Origin of the sequence: Ochrobactrum sp. AN78 (assembly GCF_029909885.1) — a bacterium.
Taxonomy (GTDB): domain Bacteria; phylum Pseudomonadota; class Alphaproteobacteria; order Rhizobiales; family Rhizobiaceae; genus Brucella; species Brucella quorumnocens.
In genome coordinates this window covers 347,927-366,096 of record NZ_JASAMU010000003.1, presented here as the reverse complement: position 1 = coordinate 366,096, position 18,170 = coordinate 347,927, and the positions used below count along the sequence as shown (strand labels likewise).

Sequence of the window (18,170 nt, the reverse complement as noted above, 5' to 3'; positions counted from 1 at the left end):
ATTCTCCAGATAAATCTCTATCAACGCGCACCAAGCTCGAAATCGCTTTACGAATTTCGGGATGCACTCATTACCGCCGAGAAGTGGCAGCGTTTCGGAGGATCAGATCTGGTAAGATATTGGAGGACGTAACACGCCAAATGGATCGCTACTGTTTAATGTTGCAACGCGTGGGGGAAAGCCGAACTCCTGATCAGGCGTGAAAAGTGCAACATCCGAAGCGAGCTGTATGATGCCGCCGCAGCTCATCATTACACAAGCGGCGGACGCTTTCTTGCCATGGTCAGTCGGCGTAGAATGCCCGCCATCATGTTTGCCAACTTGCGCAGTCGTGTGACAATCGGTGAAAGCAATAGTCTGTGGCAAATCATGTGCCATGGCATAACAAAGCTGCGTTGAAACCAGAAACAGCAACGAGAATAGAGCAATCAACATACGGGAAGGCATTCGCAAAACAGAGTGCTTGCGAAAATTCATGCCAATAATGCCGTATCTGAAAGACTGTGCAGTCATCGTGATTCCAAGTTGCGGAAATCAGCTTAAGGCTGCCTTAAGGCAATTAAAAGGCCCTGGTTCTTTTCCTTGAAACTACGTAGTGCATTCATTTTGTTTCGAAAACAGCACAATCGAAATCAGAAAATTACGCGAAAGCCCTTTTAAGCTTGCGGTTTCATATTTTGTGGCACTAAGAAGGCAGTATCTCGGGCTTTCCCCCAAAACGTACAGCCCACAAATATGGATATGAAACAATGACTGTCGCTCAAGCAGTTGTTCCGAAGAAAAATTCTGCGCGCCGCGTTCTGGCCGCGAGCATGATCGGCACAACAATCGAATTCTTTGACTTTTATATTTATGCCACCGCCGCGGTAATCGTATTTCCGCACCTCTTTTTCCCGGCAAGTGACGGTAACTCGGCACTGCTCCAGTCCTTAGCAACATTCGCAATTGCCTTCTTTGCACGCCCGATCGGCGGTGCGTTGTTCGGCCACTTCGGTGATAAGGTTGGCCGTAAGGCAACGCTCGTCGCTGCCCTTATGACGATGGGTATTTCCACAGTCGCAATCGGCTTCCTGCCAACCTATGAATCCATCGGCGTATGGGCGGCTCTCTTGCTTGCTCTCTGCCGTCTGGGTCAGGGTCTTGGCCTTGGTGGCGAATGGGGCGGTGCTGTTTTGCTCGCAACCGAAAACGCGCCGGAAGGCAAACGTACTTGGTACGGCATGTTTCCGCAGCTCGGCGCGCCTGTCGGCTTCATTCTCGCAACAGGTATTTTCCTTATCCTTGCTGAACTGCTGACCGAAGAACAGTTTATGTCGTTCGGCTGGCGTATTCCTTTCATCGCCAGTGCTCTTCTGGTTGGTGTTGGCCTCTTCATTCGTCTGAAGATTGCTGAAACACCAGAATTTCAGAAGGCAATCGACAAGGCTGAACGCGTTGAAGTTCCAGTCGCAACGCTTTTCAAGAAGTACAAGGCGAGCCTGTTCCTCGGCACCATCGGTGCTGTTGCAACCTTCGTTCTGTTCTATCTGATGACCGTGTTCTCGCTCGGTTGGGGTACGCGTGCGCTCGGCTATAGCCGTGAACAGTTCCTCATCCTGCAGATGGTTGGGGTGATCTTCTTCGGCCTCACCATCCCAATTGCAGCGCTGCTTTCCGATAAGTACGGTATGCGTCCTGTGATGATCGTTGTCACGGTCCTGATCGGCCTCTACGGGTTCATCATGGCTCCGCTTTTCCTCAGCGGAACTGCCGGCGTTCTCGCGTTCCTCATTATCGGCTTTGGCCTGATGGGTCTGACTTATGGTCCAATTGGCGCAGCTCTTGCTGAACCATTCCCGACCTCGGTTCGCTATACCGGCGCTTCGCTTACCTTCAATCTGGCAGGTATTCTCGGCGCATCGGTTGCACCTTACATCGCAACTTGGCTCGCAACCCATTATAGCTTCGCCTATGTCGGCTATTACATGACTGCTGCGGCTGTCATTTCGTTGATTGGCTTTGCATTCATTTCGTTCAAGCGCGGCGAATAAACCTCGCGACTGCCAATAAAAAGCCCGCGAGGAGCGATCCACGCGGGCTTTTGTTTTATGTAGGTTCGACTGAACCTTATTCGGTGTCAGCAGCTTCCAGAGCAATAGCAACCGACTGGATGATCGACGCGAACCGCGCAGCGGTCTGGATCACTTCGGTTGTCACATTTGCTTTGCGCAAGACGTCTTCATGCGCATCGATGCACATCCCACAGCCATTGATTGCTGAAACAGCGAGCGACCACAGTTCAAAATCGACTTTGTCCACGCCTGGATTGCCGATAACGTTCATGCGCAGCTTGGCTGGCATGGTGCGGTAATCCTTGTTGGTGGCAAGATGCACGAAGCGATAATAGACATTGTTCATGCCCATGATCGATGCAGCCGACTTTGCAGCCTGCACAACACTCGCATCAACCTTACCAGCTGCTTCAGCAACCAGCGCCTTGCGCACATCCGCATTGCGCGAAGCAATACCGCAGGCAATGAACAGGCCGTATTTCTGCTGTGGCGTCAGCGTTTCGTCGCTCGCCATGGAAGAAAGGTTGAGACGAACATCCTTGGCGAAATCCGGGATTTTTGACTTCAGATCATCAATGGACATGGAACCCTCATTATTTGTCATTTTGTGTATTAGATAAACAAAAGGCGGGCCTTAACCCGCCTTGTCTCAGATCATTTTGGCCGTTTAAGCAGCCTTGAGCGTTTCGCCACCGACTTCGCGGTTGCATGGGCAAAGCTCATCAGTCTGCAGAGCGTCGAGAACGCGCAGCGTGTCTTTAGGAGCGCGGCCAACATTGAGGTTGGTTGCGTAAACGTGCTGGATGGTGTTATCCGGATCGACAACGAAGGTATAGCGGTAAGCAACGCCATCCGGCGAACGAACGCCGAGGCCGTCAACCAGCGAACCGTTGGTGTCAGCAAACGACCAGATTGGCAGCTTGTCGAGGTCCTTGTGATCGCGACGCCATGCGAGCTTCACGAATTCGTTGTCGGTCGAACCACCGAGAACAACTGCGTCACGGTCTTCGAAATCCGAAGCCAGACGTGCGAATTCAGCAATTTCGGTTGGGCAGACGAAAGTGAAGTCCTTAGGGTAGAAGAAGATGACCTTCCACTTTCCTTCGAAGCTTGCTTCGGTAACTTCTTCAAAAGCCGAAACGCCGTTTTCTTCGTGGAAGTTGAAGCCAGGCTTAACGCCAGTTACTTTGAAAGAAGGAAGCTTGTCACCGATACCGAGCATCTCATACCTGCCTGTAAATTCGTTGTTATGCAGAAAATTCAGAAATTTCAGAACTAACTGCTTGCGAGTCATATATAGGCACTCTAAATCAATCGGTCAAAGCGATTAAAACGATCCAATCCATCGATTTTAACGATGGGGATAAGTTTCAGACTGAAGACCATGCTCAATATCAGTGTTCGTCAACTCCACTATTTTATAGCCCTTGTCAAAGCGGGCTCTTTCTCGCGCGCAGCCGAGGCAGTTGGTGTCACTCAATCCACCTTAAGCGCGGCCATTCAGACGCTCGAAGCCGAGATTGGCGTTACCCTGATTGATCGCACTGGGCGGCGAATGCAATTGCTGCCTGCCGGAGAAGATTTCCTCAACCGTGCACGCGAGATTGTGGCCTCCATTGAAGAATTGCCGGAACATGCAAAGCAGGCCGAACGCCCGCTGACGACGCGTCTTCGACTGGGTGTTATCCCCTCTATTGCCCCTTTCCTGCTGCCAAAGGTACTGCCCACGACTGCGCAGGCATTCCCCGAGCTGCAATTAAGCGTTCGCGAAGGTCTGACCCGCACTCTCCTCGACAGCCTTCGTTCTGGAACGCTAGATGTGGCGCTGGTCGCTCATCCCTATGATCTCGATGACTTTGAGGTCGCAGAGATTGGCAAGGACCCGTTTTTTCTGGCCGTGCGCAGAGACCACGCCCTTGCGAATCGCGATAGAATTGATGCCAGCGACTTGCAGGATCAGCCGTTTCTCTTGCTTGAAACCGGTCACTGTCTGCGGGAACATGTGATGGCAGCTATCGGTTCGAAGCCCGCACATGCTGCTGGTGATGTTCATGCAACAAGCATCATGACGCTGGTCCAGCTGGTAGAATTCGGCATGGGAGTAACGCTGTTGCCGGAGGTCGCGATCAAGGCAGGTGTCACACGCGGCAGTGAAATCAGTATTGTCCCTTACGAAGGACAGAATAATTTCCGCTCCCTCGCCTTAGCATGGCGCGCCAATGCGGCCCGGCGCAATGAATACCAGCTATTTGCCAACCATCTGCGAAATCACTGCATGAAGAAGTAAATTACAGAATGCCCCAGGCGCGAAACCGTCCGCGCCCGGTTATCTCCCGCAGATTGAGATCGGAAATCAGCTTCAGCGCGCCCTGCTGCGTAACCTCCAGTTCTTTCTCAACCATCTGGCTTGAAACCAGTGGGCTGCGCATCATCATATCCACAAGTTGCGGCAACCGCGAATTGGAACGACGGCCCTTAAGCTTGCGTTGCATCTGTTCACGCGCAAGCATTAAACGGTCATGTTCTTTCATGCTCATTTCGACAGCTTCTTCTATCGCCGCCAAAAACGTCTTAAGCCGCGCCAATCGGTTGGTTGAACGCCGTTCATCAGGCCTTTTTGTGCGAAGACCGATATTGAGCGCGGGCAAATGATTGGCAGCAATGCCCGACTGGCGCAAATATGCGGCAGCAAGTAGCCGACCGATCCAGTTTGATCGCTGCACGACTTCGAGTGAATACCATGCGTCATGCATCAGTGCGGCGCGTAAAAGTGGCGGGAAGTGAGCCGTTCTGGCAAAAAGATCGCGCCACTCCTGCAGGCGGGCATCGCTATCCCAATCGTCGTCGTAAAGAAGCGAATCCGCGTCAACTGGCTGTAGTTTGGGTTGCTCTTTGACGATGCCTTTCAGCAGAGCATCGGTACGCGCCAGCAAGGCATCTACATCATCGAGAAGAGGATCGCTCTCATCGTCTTCCCGTTGACTATAGTCACGCCCTTCTTCGCTGCGAACGTCAATATTCCGTCCGAGAACCTGCTGCATCCCTGCAGTACTCAACGCCCAACCCGGTGCTCGGCCAAAAATCTGACGTCTCAAACGCAACACGGAATGCGCAATCGTCAGCGCGTGGCTCGGTGTGCGCGTGTCCATGAGCGCATCATGCAGCACGAGATCTTCGAGATGCACCAGTTCACCCTCAAGCCACATGGATGCAACGGCATCATGCATATGCATGCGCTCAAGCATTCCATCGCGGATCGGAGATCGTGCAAGCCGCTCGTCAAGTCTAGTCAGTGCAGCCGTGGCATTCGCCACCGGCACAAAAAACTCTTCGAGCGGCAGCTTGTCGATTTCATAAGCCATGTCCCGCATATCGCAGTCGATCGCAGAGAAAGGCAAATGAAAATGAATGCTTAAGCCAGAACTTCCGCAACTTTCACGGTTCGACCTTCTTTGACAGAAAGAAGAGCTGCTTCCGCAAGCGCCAAAGCCTGCAAACCGTCTTCAGCCGAAGGCGTCGGTGCCTTGCCACTATCAATAGCATCGATGAAAGCTGCAATTTCGGCAGCATACGCATCCGTATAGCGCGTCATGAAGAAATCATGCAACGGTGGGCGTGTATAGCCATCCTTCGATGCTATTTCAATGGAAACAGGGCGCTGGTTTTCAGCCGAGACAGCGCCTTCCGAACCATGCACTTCAATGCGCTGGTCATAACCATATGATGCACGGCGCGAATTGGAAATCACGCACTGACGACCCGACGCGGTGGTCAGGATGACGCTGGCACTGTCGAAGTCGCCGAGTTCACTGATCTTTGGGTCCACCAGAACCGAAGCAGACGCAGACACCGTTGCAATTTCTTCGCCGAGCAGAAAACGCGCCATGTCAAAATCATGGATGGTCATGTCGCGGAAGATGCCGCCCGATACCTTGATATATTCCGCAGGCGGAGCACCCGGATCGCGGCTGGTGATTGTCACCATTTCGACCTTGCCGATACGGCCATCATTGATCGCCTTGCGGACAGCGGCAAAATGCGGATCAAAACGGCGATTAAAACCAAGCATGACCTTGCCGCCAGTTTCCTTGATGACGCCGAGGCAAGTCCGCACGCGCTCGATATTGAGATCAATCGGCTTTTCGCAGAAAACAGCCTTACCGGCGCGCGAAAAACGTTCAATCAGATCAGCATGTGTGTTGGTTGGCGTGCAGATCAGCACAGCGTCCACATCCGTCGACTTTTCAATCTCGTCGATTGTACGAACTTCCGCACCAGCCGCATCGGCAATTGCACGCGCTGCGTCCTGATTGGCATCAGCCACCGCAATCAGTTGAGCCCTCTTGTCGGAAGCGATTGCGCCCGCATGTACTTTTCCGATACGACCAGCGCCAAGCAGAGCAAGACGTGTAACCATTGCCTTCATCCTCCCAAAACGGCCAACGACGATTGACCGACAAAACAGATTCTCTATTCCGTTCTGCGCATTTCCTGATTATTTCACGGATGCAAAGCGCAATGGAATATTTATTCTATTTTGCTAGATTGTGATATATGGGATGTCAAGAGAACGTTTCTGAAAGGATGGCAATGGACACCGAACAAGCTGTTGCAGCACAAGCCGATACTTCCGCCAGTGTGCCAGCCCCGACGAATGTCAAAGAATTTGAAGCGAGACTGCTCGAAGTGGCAGACCGATTGCCAAAACGTCTCAAACAATGCGCCGATTTTGTTGCTGCCAATCAGGACCGCATCGCTGTCTCGACGGTCGCGGAAATGGCAGAAGGTGCAGGCGTTCAAAGTTCGGCCTTCATGCGCTTTTGTCAGATATTGGGCTTTTCCGGCTTTTCGGAAATGCAGAAACTTTTTCGCGACTCCTATGCTGGCGGTTGGCCCGATTATTCCACGCGCCTTGAGCATTTACGCGAAACAGCAGCGGGCAGCGCCCCTGCCTTGTTGGCCGAATTCGCAGAAGCCGGACGCACATCGCTTGAAGGCCTTCTGAAGACGATTGAACCCGACGCACTTGAAAAGGCCGTCAAACTGCTGGCGAATGCCGAAACCATCCATATTATTGGTGTTCGTCGCGCATTTCCGGTTGCGAGCTATCTGGCCTATGCGCTTGAAAAGATGCAGGTTCCGGCAATGCTTCACAGTACCGTTGGCAAGCTGGAAAACCAACACGCTATCCGCAAAGGCGATGTGCTGCTCGCGATTTCGTTCTCGCCCTACTCGCCAGAAACCATTGCCATGGCAGAAAACGCGAGTGAACGAGGCATAGACGTCGTTGCGATAACAGACACAATTGTCAGCCCAATGAGTAAGTTTGCCAACCAGTCGCTGCTTGTCTCTGAAGTTGATTTCGGTGCTTTCCGTTCTCTTTCCGCAACGCTGTGTCTTGCCATTACGCTTGCTGTCGCTGTCGGCACAGAGCAGCAGTCTTAATATTTAATCGGCATTCTATTTTTCGGTTGAAATGGAATAATAAATCCATTTTAATCAGAAATAGAATGGCTACTGCGTGTCGTGAGTCCCAGGCAGCCTTTCCGGGCTACCGCATCGGCCCAAAAGTCGATTCAGATTTTTGGAAAGCACGATGCGTAGATCATAAAGAGTTAGAGCGTCCTTTGTGCGTCCTTTCTGACGTGCGGCGCTCTGATAAAAGCATGCGCCGAGGGAGGACTTTAATGAAGCGGCTGGATTTGATTACGATTGGCCGATCTTCGGTGGATCTTTACGGTGCACAGGTTGGCGGCCTTCTCGAAGAGATGTCATCCTTCAACAAATATGTCGGCGGCTCTCCTACCAATATTGCGACTGGCACTGCGCGACTGGGCCTTAAATCGGCACTCATTACCCGCGTGGGTGATGAACATATGGGGCGCTTTCTGTTGCGCGAACTCGCACGTGAAGGCGTAGATACACGCGGCATCGTCACCGATCCACAGCGCCTGACAGCACTTGTCATTCTCGGTATTCGCGATCAGGAACATTTCCCGCTGATCTTCTACCGCGAAAACTGCGCTGACATGGCGCTTTGCGAAGACGATATCGATCCCGATTTCATCGCCGAGGCTGGTTGTGTGTTAGCTACCGGCACACATCTATCGCATCCGCGCACCGAAGCGGCTGTCATCAAGGCACTCAAGCTTGCCCGCGAAAATAATAGCCGTACCGTGCTTGATATCGATTATCGCCCCAACCTCTGGGGACTCTCCGGGCATGGCGATGGTGAGAACCGCTTTATCGAGTCCGCTTCTGTCACCACCAAACTGCAATCGACGCTGCATCTCTTTGATCTCATTGTCGGCACCGAAGAAGAATTTCACATTGCAGGCGGCTCTACCGATACGCTTGAAGCATTGAAAGCCGTCCGCAAAGTGACGCAGGCAGCGCTTGTCTGCAAACGCGGCTCACTCGGCGCTGTCGTCTTTGACGGCGAAATTCCCGACAATCTCGACAAGGGACAATCTGGACAGGGCTTTCCGATCGAAGTGTTCAACGTGCTTGGCGCAGGTGACGGCTTCATGTCTGGCCTGTTGCGCGGTTGGCTCAAGGGTGAAGATTGGCCAACCAGCCTGAAGTTCGCCAATGCATGCGGTGCCTTTGCAGTGTCGCGTCATGGCTGCACACCTGCTTATCCAAGCTGGGAAGAGCTGCAATATTTCTTCAAGACCGGCATTCGCGACAAGGCGCTGCGTAAAGATCTGGCGCTTGAACAGGTACACTGGTCCACAAATCGTAATCGTGAATGGCCGCATATGCGCGTCTTCGCTTTTGACCACCGTATTCAGCTTGAAGAAATGGCACAGGAAACCGGTTCCACCGATGAAAAGATTGGTGAATTCAAGGAATTATGCCTGAATGCTGCATTAGAGGTTTCAGGCGGAGAAAATGGCTATGGCATTCTTTGCGATGGTCGTCTTGGACGCGATGCGCTTTACCGTGCTGCTGGCACTGGCCTGTGGATCGGACGCCCAACAGAGTGGCCCAGCTCACGCCCTTTGGAGCTTGAGCCTGAACTCGGCCCCGATTGCGGTGGCCTTGTTGAATGGCCCGTCGAAAACGTCGTGAAGGTTCTATGCTTCTATCACCCTGATGACAGCGCCGACGTAAAGGCACAACAGGAAGCCACCGTGAAGCGACTTTTCACGGCTGCTCGTCGCAACCGTCTCGAGTTTCTACTGGAAATCATTCCGTCCAAGGTCGCACCCATTGATGACTTGAGCACTGCCGCGGTCATTGAACGCTTTTATGAAATCGGTGTTTATCCAGACTGGTGGAAGCTCGAACCGCTGAAGACAAAAGAAGCTTGGAGCAACGCTTGCGACGCGATCACTCGCAACGACCCTTATACGCGCGGCATTGTGGTTCTGGGACTTGATGCCCCTGCTAGAGAACTTGAAGCAAGCCTTAAAGTCGCGGCAGGCTTTGATCTCGTTAAAGGTTTCGCCATTGGTCGCACCATTCTGGGTGATGTTGCCCGCCAATGGCTCGCAGGCAAGATGAGTGACGCCGACGCGGTTGCTGAAATGGCAAAACGTTATCGCGGTTTCTGCGATCTTTGGGATAGGCTGCGACAGAAATAAGCGCATCTCTGGCACAGGTGGAGGCCTGTCTTCTGAGTTTGCGAGAATGCGGATTTCCGCCGGGAGGAAAGATGAAGACCGTTCGACTGACAGCCGCACAGGCGCTTGTGCGCTATATTGCCAACCAGATGACCCCGGAGGGTGAACCTTTCATTGCTGGTGTCTGGGCTATTTTCGGCCATGGCAATGTGGCAGGGCTTGGCGAAGCGCTGCATGGTATCCGCGATAAGCTCGTTACATGGCGCGGCCATAATGAACAAACTATGGCGCACGCAGCCATTGCCTATACCAAGCAGCTAGGCCGCAAACGCGCCTGCGCCGTAACATCGTCCATCGGTCCCGGTGCAACCAATATGGTGACGGCAGCAGCTCTCGCTCACGTCAATCGCCTGCCGGTTTTGTTTATTCCCGGCGATGTTTTCGCCAATCGCGGCCCTGATCCGGTTCTACAGCAGATCGAGGATTTCAACGACGGCACCATGACCGTCAATGACTGTTTCCGCCCAGTGAGCCGCTATTTTGATCGCATCACCCGTCCAGAACAGCTTCTGACCGCCCTGCCGCGTGCCTTCCGCACAATGACCGATCCTGCCGATTGCGGGCCTGTAACGCTGTCTTTCTGTCAGGACGTGCAGGCAGAAGCCTTTGACTGGCCGGAAGAGTTCTTCGCGCCAAAGGTTTGGCATTGGCGGCGACCGCCAGCCGATGAACACGAGCTGGCAACGGCAATTGCCGCAATCAAAGCTGCCAAGACCCCGGTTATCGTTGCAGGCGGTGGCGTACATTATTCAGGCGCCCATGAAGCGCTGAAAAGCTTTGCCGAAACCCACAATATTCCGGTTATCGAAACACAGGCAGGCAAATCAGCTCTGCCGTGGGATCATACGCTCAATTTCGGGCCGGTCGGCGTTACCGGTGCAGACAGTGCAAACGCAATTGCAGCAAGCGCCGATCTGGTCATTGGGGTGGGAACACGCTTTCAGGATTTCACCACCGGCTCTTGGGCATTGTTCAAACATCCGGGCCGAAAGCTGCTCTCGGTCAATGTTCAGCCATATGATAGCCACAAGAATGCCGCAATTTCGCTCGTTGCAGATGCAAAAATTGCGCTTATAACGCTCTCTAATGGCCTTAAAGACTATAAACGCAGCACTCTCGACAACACGCTCAAAGCGCATTGGTTTGAAGCAGCGGATCGTTTCACTGCAGCTCCTGGTGATGCCAATCAGCTTCCCACCGACATGCAGGTGATCGGCGCAGTTCAGCGCCAATCAAAAGAAAACACCGTCGTCATGTGCGCGGCTGGCACCATGCCGGGTGAATTGCACCAGCTCTGGAAAGCCGGTCGCCCCATGTCCTATCACATGGAATATGGCTTTTCCTGCATGGGCTATGAGATCGCGGGCGGCCTCGGCATCAAGATGGCTGAACCGGACCGCGACGTGATCGTGATGATAGGCGATGGCTCTTACATGATGGCCAATTCCGAGCTTGCCACCTCAGTGACGATGGGCATCAAAATCACCGTCGTCCTCACCGATAATCGCGGCTATGGCTGCATCAACCGGTTGCAGATGGCAACGGGCGGCGCTGAATTTAACAACCTCCTCGACCACACAACCCATGTGAACCCATCCAATATCGACTTCGCAGCCCATGCTAGTGCGATGGGTGCGGATAGCAAAAAGGTTGGCTCAGTCCGCGAGCTCGAAGATGCACTTGCCGAGGCTCGCAACAGTCCGCGCACGACCGTGATCGTCATCGATACCGATCCTTATCCAACGCCTGAAACTGGCGGCTGGTGGTGGGATGTGGCAGTGCCAGAAGTATCGGAACGCAAAGAAGTGCGTGCCGCACGCGAAAATTATGAAGCCCAGATCAAAGAAAGAAACTGACCGATGATCCTCTATGGCACCAACCCGATTGCCTGGTCGAACGATGATGATCGCAGCCTCGGCGCGCATATAAGCCTTGATCAATGCCTAGACGAGACTTCAAAGATCGGCTTTGACGGAATAGAAAAAGGTCATAAATTTCCGCAGGTAGCACGCGAACTTAAAGCAGTACTCGAACCACGCAATCTGCACTTTGTATCTGGCTGGCATTCACTCAATCTGTTGACCAGTTCGGTCGAAGACGAGAAGGCTGCTATGCAGCCAGCGCTTGATCTTCTGAAGGCAATGGGCTGCAAAGTCATCATTGTTTGCGAAACGTCGAACGCCATTCACGGCGATGACGATAAGCCGCTTTCTGAGCGTCCCGTTCTGGAAGAAGCCCGCTGGGAGGCTTTTGGCGCAGGCGTTGAAGCACTAGCCGAATATGCCTCAGCACAAGGTATCGCACTCGTCTACCATCATCACATGGGCACGATTGTTCAAAGCGAAGACGAGATCGATCTTCTCATGAAGCATACCGGGCCTCACACCAAGCTACTGCTCGACACAGGCCATTGCCTGTTTGGCGGCGGCAATCCGGAACGCGTTGCGAAGAACCATATGGGCCGCGTTCGTCACATCCATGCGAAGAATGTGCGCCCGGCGATTGCGACGGAAGTACGCGATCAAAGCCTGTCTTTCCTCGAAGGTGTGCGTCGCGGTGTTTTCACTGTTCCAGGTGATCATGAAGGCGGTGTCGACTTTGTGCCGGTGCTCAAGGTTGCTGCTGAACATGGATATCAGGGCTGGCTGGTCATCGAAGCGGAGCAGGACCCGGATGTCCGCAATCCATTTGAATATCAGTCGCTGGGGCTGAAGTCTTTGAAGGCGTTCGCGCACGAAGCAGGACTCGATAAAGGAGACTGAGCAATGGCCAATCTGTTACGCAAACCCAATGGCACGCATGGCAAGGTGCACGACATCACGCCGGAAAGCGCCAATTGGGGTTATGTCGGCTTTGGCCTCTATCGTCTGAAAGCTGGTGAAACCGCAACGGAGAAAACCGGTGACCGAGAAGTCATTCTGGTTCTGGTCGAGGGCAAAGCAAAGCTCAAAGCCTCCGGTGAGGATTTCGGTGAAATGGGCGAGCGGATGAGCGTGTTTGAGAAACTCGCCCCGCATTGCCTCTATGTGCCAGCTGAGAGCGATTGGGATGCCGTTGCGACAACGGATTGCGTGCTTGCTGTTTGCACAGCACCTGGCAAACCGGGCCGCAAGGCACAAAAAATCGGACCGGAAGGCCTGACATTCGATACGCGTGGACAAGGTGCCAACACCCGCAACATCTTCAACATTGCCATGGAAGGCCGCGATGTGGCCGACAGCCTGCTTGTGACGGAAGTCTTTACTCCGCAGGGCAACTGGTCATCTTATCCGCCGCACCGGCACGATGAAGATAATTTCCCTGATATGACCTATCTGGAAGAAACCTATTATCATCGCCTCAACCCATCGCAGGGCTATGGTATTCAGCGGGTCTTTACCGAAGATGGCAGTCTCGATGAAACCATGGCCGTCTCTGACGGTGATGTCGTTCTCGTGCCAGAGGGACACCATCCTTGCGGCGTGCCTTATGGCTACGAGATGTATTACCTCAACGTCATGGCTGGTCCCATCCGCAAATGGCGGTTCAAGAACCACCCGGATCATGATTGGATTTATAAACGCGACAACCCATCCGCATAAAAAATGCCTCGCATATGCAGGGCTAGCGGGGGCGGCTGCGCGTCCGAGATTTTCTGCGCAACTCATAGACATTCATCTGAGTTAAGCGGGTCATCCATCTTGAGAAAGTTATGGACAGGATGCGTTCGCCTGTATTTTAAACAGTGCTAAATCTTCATGGCGCTTTCAGCAAGGTCCTATAAATTAGCGTTGCTGAGTCTATTTGGGGGCTAGCATGGGGATATCCCGAGGGGCACGTTATGAAAATTATGACTTCGATGCTGTTGGCGGCAGGCGTTTTGTTGTCCACTGCTTACGGTGCTAGTGCACAGACGGTGGGCGATTGGGTGCTTGGAAATTACAAAAAAGCTGGTTGCTGGTTTCCGGGCGTTATTGAAAAGTTGCAGGGTGATAAAATTACTGTTCGTTATGACGATGGCGATCGTGAGAGTGTCAGCATTAGCGCGGTTCGTCCTTATGACTGGAAAATTGGCACGAAAGTCGAGTGCAACTATAAAGGTGCAGGCGATTGGTATCGTGGCACGATTTCATCTTTAGCCGGCGAGAAAATTGGCATCGCTTATGATGACGGTGATAAAGAAACCACAAAAACGGGCCGCTGCCGGACTAAATAGTTTGCACGGAAGCGGCAATTTTCAAGCTGAAATTGCTATTCTATAGATGACCGGGTCCTGCAAACGCAGGGCCTTTTCATTTACAGCTTTGCAACCTTTTTCAGATCATCAATTGCACCGGGCGCAGCTACAAACACCTTGTTGCCCTTGGTCAGTTGCTCACCTTCCGTTGGAAATGGATGCGCATAGCCGCCCGCTTCCTTGACGAGGCAGAAACCGGCCATGCAATCCCATGCGTGCATGTAAGGCTCATAATAGCCAACCAGACGACCGGCCGCGACATAAGCAATCATAAGCGCGCCTGAGCCGTTGCGGATGAATGTGCCACCCGCTTCAAGCAGGTCTTCTACAATTTTTGCAACCACTTGCGGCGTGACATAATTATTCGCGCCGATGCCTGTCACCGAGTTGCGAATGTTGCGGGACGGGTCAAGTGTCAGTTTCTTGCCATTAAGCGTTGCACCCTGCCCCTTAGCCGATGCGTAAAGCTCATCAAAACAAGGTGCCTGAATAACACCAATGACTGGCTCGCCATCCTTGAGAACCGCAATGGAAACACACCAGTTCGGCATTCCATTGACGAACGGGCTGGTGCCATCGATCGGATCGACCACCCATGTAAAGCCTGAGCTACCTGCATTCAGCCCATATTCTTCACCCAGAAAGCCATCGTCGCTGAAAGCTGCCGAAACGCGCTCGTTAATCAGCTGCTCGACATTGCGGTCAGCAATGGACACCACATCCTGCGGATCGCGCTTGATTTCAATCACAAGCGTCTCGCGGCGATTGAAGTAATCGAGTGCCAGCGCACCAGCCTCGCGCGCAATGTCTTGCGCAAGCTTAAACCGTGCTTCAAGCTCTTTTGAAATGTCTGATGTCATGCTTGGTTTCCAGTCGGAGGGAATAAAGGCGCATGGTTCATGCGCTCAATTGTTGATGATGGCAAGGCCGCGTGGCTTGAAATGGATAGCAACATCCGTTTGTGGCGGAAGCGCTTCTTCAACAGCCGGATCGACAATGAAAAGCTTGCCGTGTTCAGTCTCGATTTCATATTCGATATGATCACCGAGATAGGCGGAATGGGCCACGCGGCCCGGAAAATCTCCACCAGCTTTTGCTTGCAGGCTCACCGCATTTGGGCGAACGGCCAGCTGTGCTGGTCCTAGCCTTGCATGTGATGATGCAAGGCGATGACTGAGCTTCCCAATACGAATGACAGCTTCTCCATTTTCTGCGCTAACGACTTCACAGGGCACGACATTGGCCTCACCCATGAAGTCTGCAATGAAGGCAGAGGCGGGAGACTCATATAGATCGCGCGGGCTGCCTTGCTGCGCTATATCGCCGTCTTTCATGACAATAATTGTATCGGACACAGCCAAAGCTTCGTCCTGATCGTGGGTGACATAAACTGCTGTAAAACCAAGCCTTTGCTGTAGTTCTCTGATTTCGGTCCTCACGCGACGACGCAGCCGCGCATCGAGATTGGAAAGCGGTTCATCAAGCAGCAGCACCTGCGGCTCCAGCACAAGAGCACGCGCAACTGCAACCCGCTGCTGCTGCCCGCCGGAGAGCTCCGCCGGAAGGCGATGTCCCATACCGGCAAGGCCAACAAGCTTCAGCCCTTCCTCCGCCCGCTCACGCGCTTCCTTCTTCTTTAATCCAGAAGATTCAAGCCCATAAGCAACGTTATCGAGCGAACTCATATGCGGAAACAGCGCATAGGATTGAAACACCATCGATACATCGCGCTCGTTGGCGGGAAGCATTGTCACATCCTTGTCGCCGATCAGAATGCGGCCTGAGGTTGGATGTTCAAGGCCCGCCAGCAGACGCAGGGTCGTGGTCTTCCCGCAACCGGATGGGCCGAGCAACGTAACCAATGTGCCGGGTTCAACGGTGAGCGAAAGATCAGGCAGAGCGGTGAAATTACCGAACTTCTTCGTCACGTTTTGAAAGGTAACGGAGCCGGGACGAATCGTGGTCATACGGCTTTCTCCTGTTGAACGGTTTTGATCGGCGTGAGCGTTGCGACGCGATTTTCGCGCCGCAGCCTGCGTTCGCCGACAAGAAGCTGGAAGGTGACGATCACAACCACCATGACGAGGATGAGTGCCGAAGAATAGGCGATCGCCACACCGAACTCGCCATTTTCGACAAGGCCTACGATGTAAGAGGTCGCCATGTTGTATTCCGCCGAAACAAGGAAGATCACGGCGCTGATCGATGTGATGGCACGCACGAAGGAATAGACGAGCGCTGCTGTGATCGCAGGTCGCAGAAGCGGCAGGATCACCTTGCGGATGGTGCGGAAACTACCTGCCCGCAGGGTAAGCGAAGCTTCATCAAGGCTCTTGTCCAGCTGGCTCATCGCAGCAATCCCACCGCGCACGCCAACGGGCATATTGCGGAACACGAAACAGGCAATCAGGATCAGTGCTGTGCCCGTCATTTCAAGGGGCGGCAGATTGAAAGCCATGATGTAACTGACACCAATGACCGTTCCGGGGATGGCGAAGCTCAACATCAGTGCGAACTCAAACACACTGCGCCCAAAAAACCGCTGCCGCACGATCAGATAAGCAGTGAGCAGCCCAACCGCCGCGGTGAGCGGTGCGGAGATAAGCGATATCTCCATCGTGGTCCAGAAGGAGTTCCATGCAACGCCTGTCCAGGCAAAGCCGCTATCGGTCCACGCAACCGAGAAAGCACGACGATAATGATCAAAGGTCAGTGAATTATCGAGGCCCCATGTACGCACAAAGCCACCAATAAGGATCATCAAGTAAACAACGACCGTGAAGATCATCCATGGAATAACAAGAGCATAGACGCCGATCTTGAGTCCATTTGGCAGCGCGGCATGTATGCCGGAATCACCCTTGCCGGTGACGGTCGCAAAGTTCTTGCCCGATAGCCACAAACGCTGGATAAGAAACGCGGACAGCGTGAAGCAGAGCAGAACGATCGCGAGAACCGCAGCGCGCGACGGATCGTTTTGCGCGCCTACAACGGCAAAGAATATCTCGGTCGAAAGCACACCATGACTGCCACCCAGCACCATCGGGTTACCGAAATCCGCCATGCTTTCGATAAAAGCAATCAGGAATGCATTGGCAAGACCCGGCGCCATAAGCGGCAGCGACACACGATTAAACGTTCGCCAGCGATCAGCACGCAGAGTTTGCGATGCTTCTTCCATTGAAGGAGAAACGCCCTCAACAACGCCGATCAAAACCAGAAAGGTAATGGGCGTGAACGAAAGCACCTGTGCGATCCAGATACCCGTAAGGCCATAAAGCCAGCGGCCCGGTTCAACGCCAAAGAAGTAGGAAATCTGTTCAGTTACCACACCAGCGCGACCGAACAGCAATGTGAGCGCTAGACCAATGACAAATGGTGGCGTGATGATCGGCAGCACCGTGAGAATACGCAGGCCCTTCTTAAACGGAAAACCCGTACGCGTTGCAACAAGCGCAAACGAAAGCCCAAGCACTGTTGAACCTGTGGCGGTCATCAGTGCCAGCCACAGCGTGCGCCATGCAACGCCGCAGCGCCCTTCGCCAATCACACAGGCAAGGCTCCAGATCGAGGAATCCTGAATGTTGCCGATGAAACCATCGGGATTAAAAGAGCCATCAAAGTCCTGAACCGAACCTGCAAACATGCTGATGATCGGATAGAATACAAAGACGCTGACAAGGGCTACCAGCAACGTGATGGAAGAGACAACAAAAGCATCGCCTTTCATCACCCCACGTTCAGCAAGAGCGAACGAAAAAATCAAAAGAAAGCATAGACCTGTCAGAACAGCACCCGCACCGAACGCTGGTTGCCCGTCTGCAAGCTGCCCGAAGAATGTTTCGCTTAAGGCCCAGTTCCAGCCGGCAAAGCCGATTGCCAGCCCCTGCAGCGCGAGGAATCCAGCACCCAAAAGGCTCGCACCGATCAGAACAGAGGTGCGTTTTTCCGGGGACATCGCAAAACGTGCAAACCCACATATGAGCATAAGCACCGCGACTACAGCGAGCCAAGGTCGACCGTAAGCGAATATTTGCAAAATGCCCGGCGCGTTTTCGGCTTGACTGAAAAACCCGTCAAGCCAGCTGAAACGGAAGAAGCCTTGCTCGATGCGGTACCAGGGCAAGATAAGAAACGCTATCAAAGCCAGCGCCAGAACCACATCAAGCCGTCGATTGTGTTGTTTCATATTCTATCCGCTTTTCTGCTCATTTTTTGCTCATGGCCTGCAAAGTGGACGCAATTATCCGTCTCCCGCCTGATGAAGGCGGGAGG

At 53.2% G+C, this 18,170-nt stretch carries 16 protein-coding genes; 8 read left to right on the top strand and 8 right to left on the bottom strand.

Annotation, left to right across the window (positions count from 1 at the left end):
• Positions 1-102: 102 nt before the first annotated feature.
• A complete protein-coding gene (locus tag QBD00_RS08505) occupies positions 103-513 on the bottom strand; it encodes a hypothetical protein (RefSeq protein ID WP_235901766.1) in 411 nt (136 codons plus the stop codon).
• Positions 514-749: 236 nt separating this feature from the next.
• On the opposite strand from QBD00_RS08505, the gene QBD00_RS08500 reads away from it, so the two are divergent.
• Positions 750-2,030: an MFS transporter gene (locus QBD00_RS08500; RefSeq protein ID WP_151092094.1), complete on the top strand. Its 1,281-nt coding sequence runs from the start codon at positions 750-752 to the stop codon at positions 2,028-2,030.
• Between the two features lie 76 nt (positions 2,031-2,106).
• On the opposite strand, the gene QBD00_RS08495 is transcribed toward QBD00_RS08500, so the two are convergent.
• Together QBD00_RS08495 and QBD00_RS08490 are read right to left on the bottom strand one after the other, a co-directional pair.
• On the bottom strand, positions 2,107-2,634 hold the full coding sequence (locus tag QBD00_RS08495; RefSeq protein ID WP_095444295.1) for a carboxymuconolactone decarboxylase family protein: 528 nt from the start codon (positions 2,632-2,634) through the stop codon (positions 2,107-2,109).
• Between the two features lie 84 nt (positions 2,635-2,718).
• Positions 2,719-3,273: a peroxiredoxin gene (locus QBD00_RS08490; protein ID WP_024896329.1), complete on the bottom strand. Its 555-nt coding sequence runs from the start codon at positions 3,271-3,273 to the stop codon at positions 2,719-2,721.
• A gap of 162 nt (positions 3,274-3,435) precedes the next feature.
• Between QBD00_RS08490 and QBD00_RS08485 the strand changes: the two genes are divergently transcribed.
• Positions 3,436-4,338, top strand: a complete 903-nt coding sequence (locus tag QBD00_RS08485; protein WP_191793320.1) for a hydrogen peroxide-inducible genes activator — start codon at positions 3,436-3,438, stop codon at positions 4,336-4,338.
• Position 4,339: 1 nt separating this feature from the next.
• Here QBD00_RS08485 and QBD00_RS08480 read toward each other — a convergent pair whose 3' ends face one another.
• A complete protein-coding gene (locus tag QBD00_RS08480) occupies positions 4,340-5,413 on the bottom strand; it encodes an RHE_PE00001 family protein (protein ID WP_318579192.1) in 1,074 nt (357 codons plus the stop codon).
• 50 nt (positions 5,414-5,463) lie between these two features.
• The gene (gene iolG, locus QBD00_RS08475; protein WP_318579191.1) at positions 5,464-6,468 is read right to left on the bottom strand and encodes an inositol 2-dehydrogenase; all 1,005 of its coding nucleotides are present in this window, start codon (positions 6,466-6,468) and stop codon (positions 5,464-5,466) included.
• Positions 6,469-6,641: 173 nt separating this feature from the next.
• Here iolG and QBD00_RS08470 point away from each other — a divergent pair, with 173 nt between their 5' ends.
• From QBD00_RS08470 to QBD00_RS08445, 6 genes are all read left to right on the top strand, one after another.
• Entirely contained in the window at positions 6,642-7,496 is an 855-nt protein-coding gene (locus tag QBD00_RS08470; protein WP_318579190.1) for a MurR/RpiR family transcriptional regulator, read from the top strand.
• Between the two features lie 242 nt (positions 7,497-7,738).
• A complete protein-coding gene (locus QBD00_RS08465; RefSeq protein ID WP_318579189.1) occupies positions 7,739-9,640 on the top strand; it encodes a bifunctional 5-dehydro-2-deoxygluconokinase/5-dehydro-2-deoxyphosphogluconate aldolase in 1,902 nt (633 codons plus the stop codon).
• 71 nt (positions 9,641-9,711) lie between these two features.
• Positions 9,712-11,535, top strand: coding sequence for a 3D-(3,5/4)-trihydroxycyclohexane-1,2-dione acylhydrolase (decyclizing) (gene iolD / locus QBD00_RS08460; protein ID WP_318579188.1), 1,824 nt, complete (start codon positions 9,712-9,714; stop codon positions 11,533-11,535).
• A gap of 3 nt (positions 11,536-11,538) precedes the next feature.
• Complete coding sequence (iolE, locus tag QBD00_RS08455) at positions 11,539-12,441, top strand: myo-inosose-2 dehydratase (RefSeq protein ID WP_318579187.1); 903 nt, start codon at positions 11,539-11,541, stop codon at positions 12,439-12,441.
• A 3-nt stretch (positions 12,442-12,444) separates the two neighbouring features.
• Positions 12,445-13,260, top strand: a complete 816-nt coding sequence (gene iolB, locus QBD00_RS08450) for a 5-deoxy-glucuronate isomerase (RefSeq protein WP_318579186.1) — start codon at positions 12,445-12,447, stop codon at positions 13,258-13,260.
• Between the two features lie 239 nt (positions 13,261-13,499).
• The gene (locus QBD00_RS08445; RefSeq protein WP_318579185.1) at positions 13,500-13,874 is read left to right on the top strand and encodes a tudor domain-containing protein; all 375 of its coding nucleotides are present in this window, start codon (positions 13,500-13,502) and stop codon (positions 13,872-13,874) included.
• A gap of 80 nt (positions 13,875-13,954) precedes the next feature.
• Here QBD00_RS08445 and QBD00_RS08440 read toward each other — a convergent pair whose 3' ends face one another.
• The 3 genes from QBD00_RS08440 to QBD00_RS08430 are packed head-to-tail and all read right to left on the bottom strand — an operon-like array spanning position 13,955 to position 18,084.
• Positions 13,955-14,755, bottom strand: a complete 801-nt coding sequence (locus tag QBD00_RS08440; protein WP_095444285.1) for an inositol monophosphatase family protein — start codon at positions 14,753-14,755, stop codon at positions 13,955-13,957.
• Positions 14,756-14,800: 45 nt separating this feature from the next.
• Entirely contained in the window at positions 14,801-15,862 is a 1,062-nt protein-coding gene (locus QBD00_RS08435; RefSeq protein WP_264230729.1) for an ABC transporter ATP-binding protein, read from the bottom strand.
• Entirely contained in the window at positions 15,859-18,084 is a 2,226-nt protein-coding gene (locus QBD00_RS08430) for an iron ABC transporter permease (protein WP_318579184.1), read from the bottom strand. Before QBD00_RS08430 ends, QBD00_RS08435 begins: the two co-directional genes overlap by 4 nt.
• Between the last annotated feature and the right edge of the window lie 86 nt (positions 18,085-18,170).

Bases quoted from the DNA above. Each gene is read 5' to 3' on its own strand.
- QBD00_RS08505 (WP_235901766.1), bottom strand. From the start codon at position 513: ATGACTGCACAGTCTTTCAGATACGGCATTATTGGCATGAATTTTCGC.
- QBD00_RS08500 (WP_151092094.1), top strand. From the start codon at position 750: ATGACTGTCGCTCAAGCAGTTGTTCCGAAGAAAAATTCTGCGCGCCGC.
- QBD00_RS08495 (WP_095444295.1), bottom strand. From the start codon at position 2,634: ATGTCCATTGATGATCTGAAGTCAAAAATCCCGGATTTCGCCAAGGAT.
- QBD00_RS08490 (WP_024896329.1), bottom strand. From the start codon at position 3,273: ATGCTCGGTATCGGTGACAAGCTTCCTTCTTTCAAAGTAACTGGCGTT.
- QBD00_RS08485 (WP_191793320.1), top strand. From the start codon at position 3,436: ATGCTCAATATCAGTGTTCGTCAACTCCACTATTTTATAGCCCTTGTC.
- QBD00_RS08480 (WP_318579192.1), bottom strand. From the start codon at position 5,413: ATGGCTTATGAAATCGACAAGCTGCCGCTCGAAGAGTTTTTTGTGCCG.
- iolG (WP_318579191.1), bottom strand. From the start codon at position 6,468: ATGGTTACACGTCTTGCTCTGCTTGGCGCTGGTCGTATCGGAAAAGTA.
- QBD00_RS08470 (WP_318579190.1), top strand. From the start codon at position 6,642: ATGGACACCGAACAAGCTGTTGCAGCACAAGCCGATACTTCCGCCAGT.
- QBD00_RS08465 (WP_318579189.1), top strand. From the start codon at position 7,739: ATGAAGCGGCTGGATTTGATTACGATTGGCCGATCTTCGGTGGATCTT.
- iolD (WP_318579188.1), top strand. From the start codon at position 9,712: ATGAAGACCGTTCGACTGACAGCCGCACAGGCGCTTGTGCGCTATATT.
- iolE (WP_318579187.1), top strand. From the start codon at position 11,539: ATGATCCTCTATGGCACCAACCCGATTGCCTGGTCGAACGATGATGAT.
- iolB (WP_318579186.1), top strand. From the start codon at position 12,445: ATGGCCAATCTGTTACGCAAACCCAATGGCACGCATGGCAAGGTGCAC.
- QBD00_RS08445 (WP_318579185.1), top strand. From the start codon at position 13,500: ATGAAAATTATGACTTCGATGCTGTTGGCGGCAGGCGTTTTGTTGTCC.
- QBD00_RS08440 (WP_095444285.1), bottom strand. From the start codon at position 14,755: ATGACATCAGACATTTCAAAAGAGCTTGAAGCACGGTTTAAGCTTGCG.
- QBD00_RS08435 (WP_264230729.1), bottom strand. From the start codon at position 15,862: ATGACCACGATTCGTCCCGGCTCCGTTACCTTTCAAAACGTGACGAAG.
- QBD00_RS08430 (WP_318579184.1), bottom strand. From the start codon at position 18,084: ATGAAACAACACAATCGACGGCTTGATGTGGTTCTGGCGCTGGCTTTG.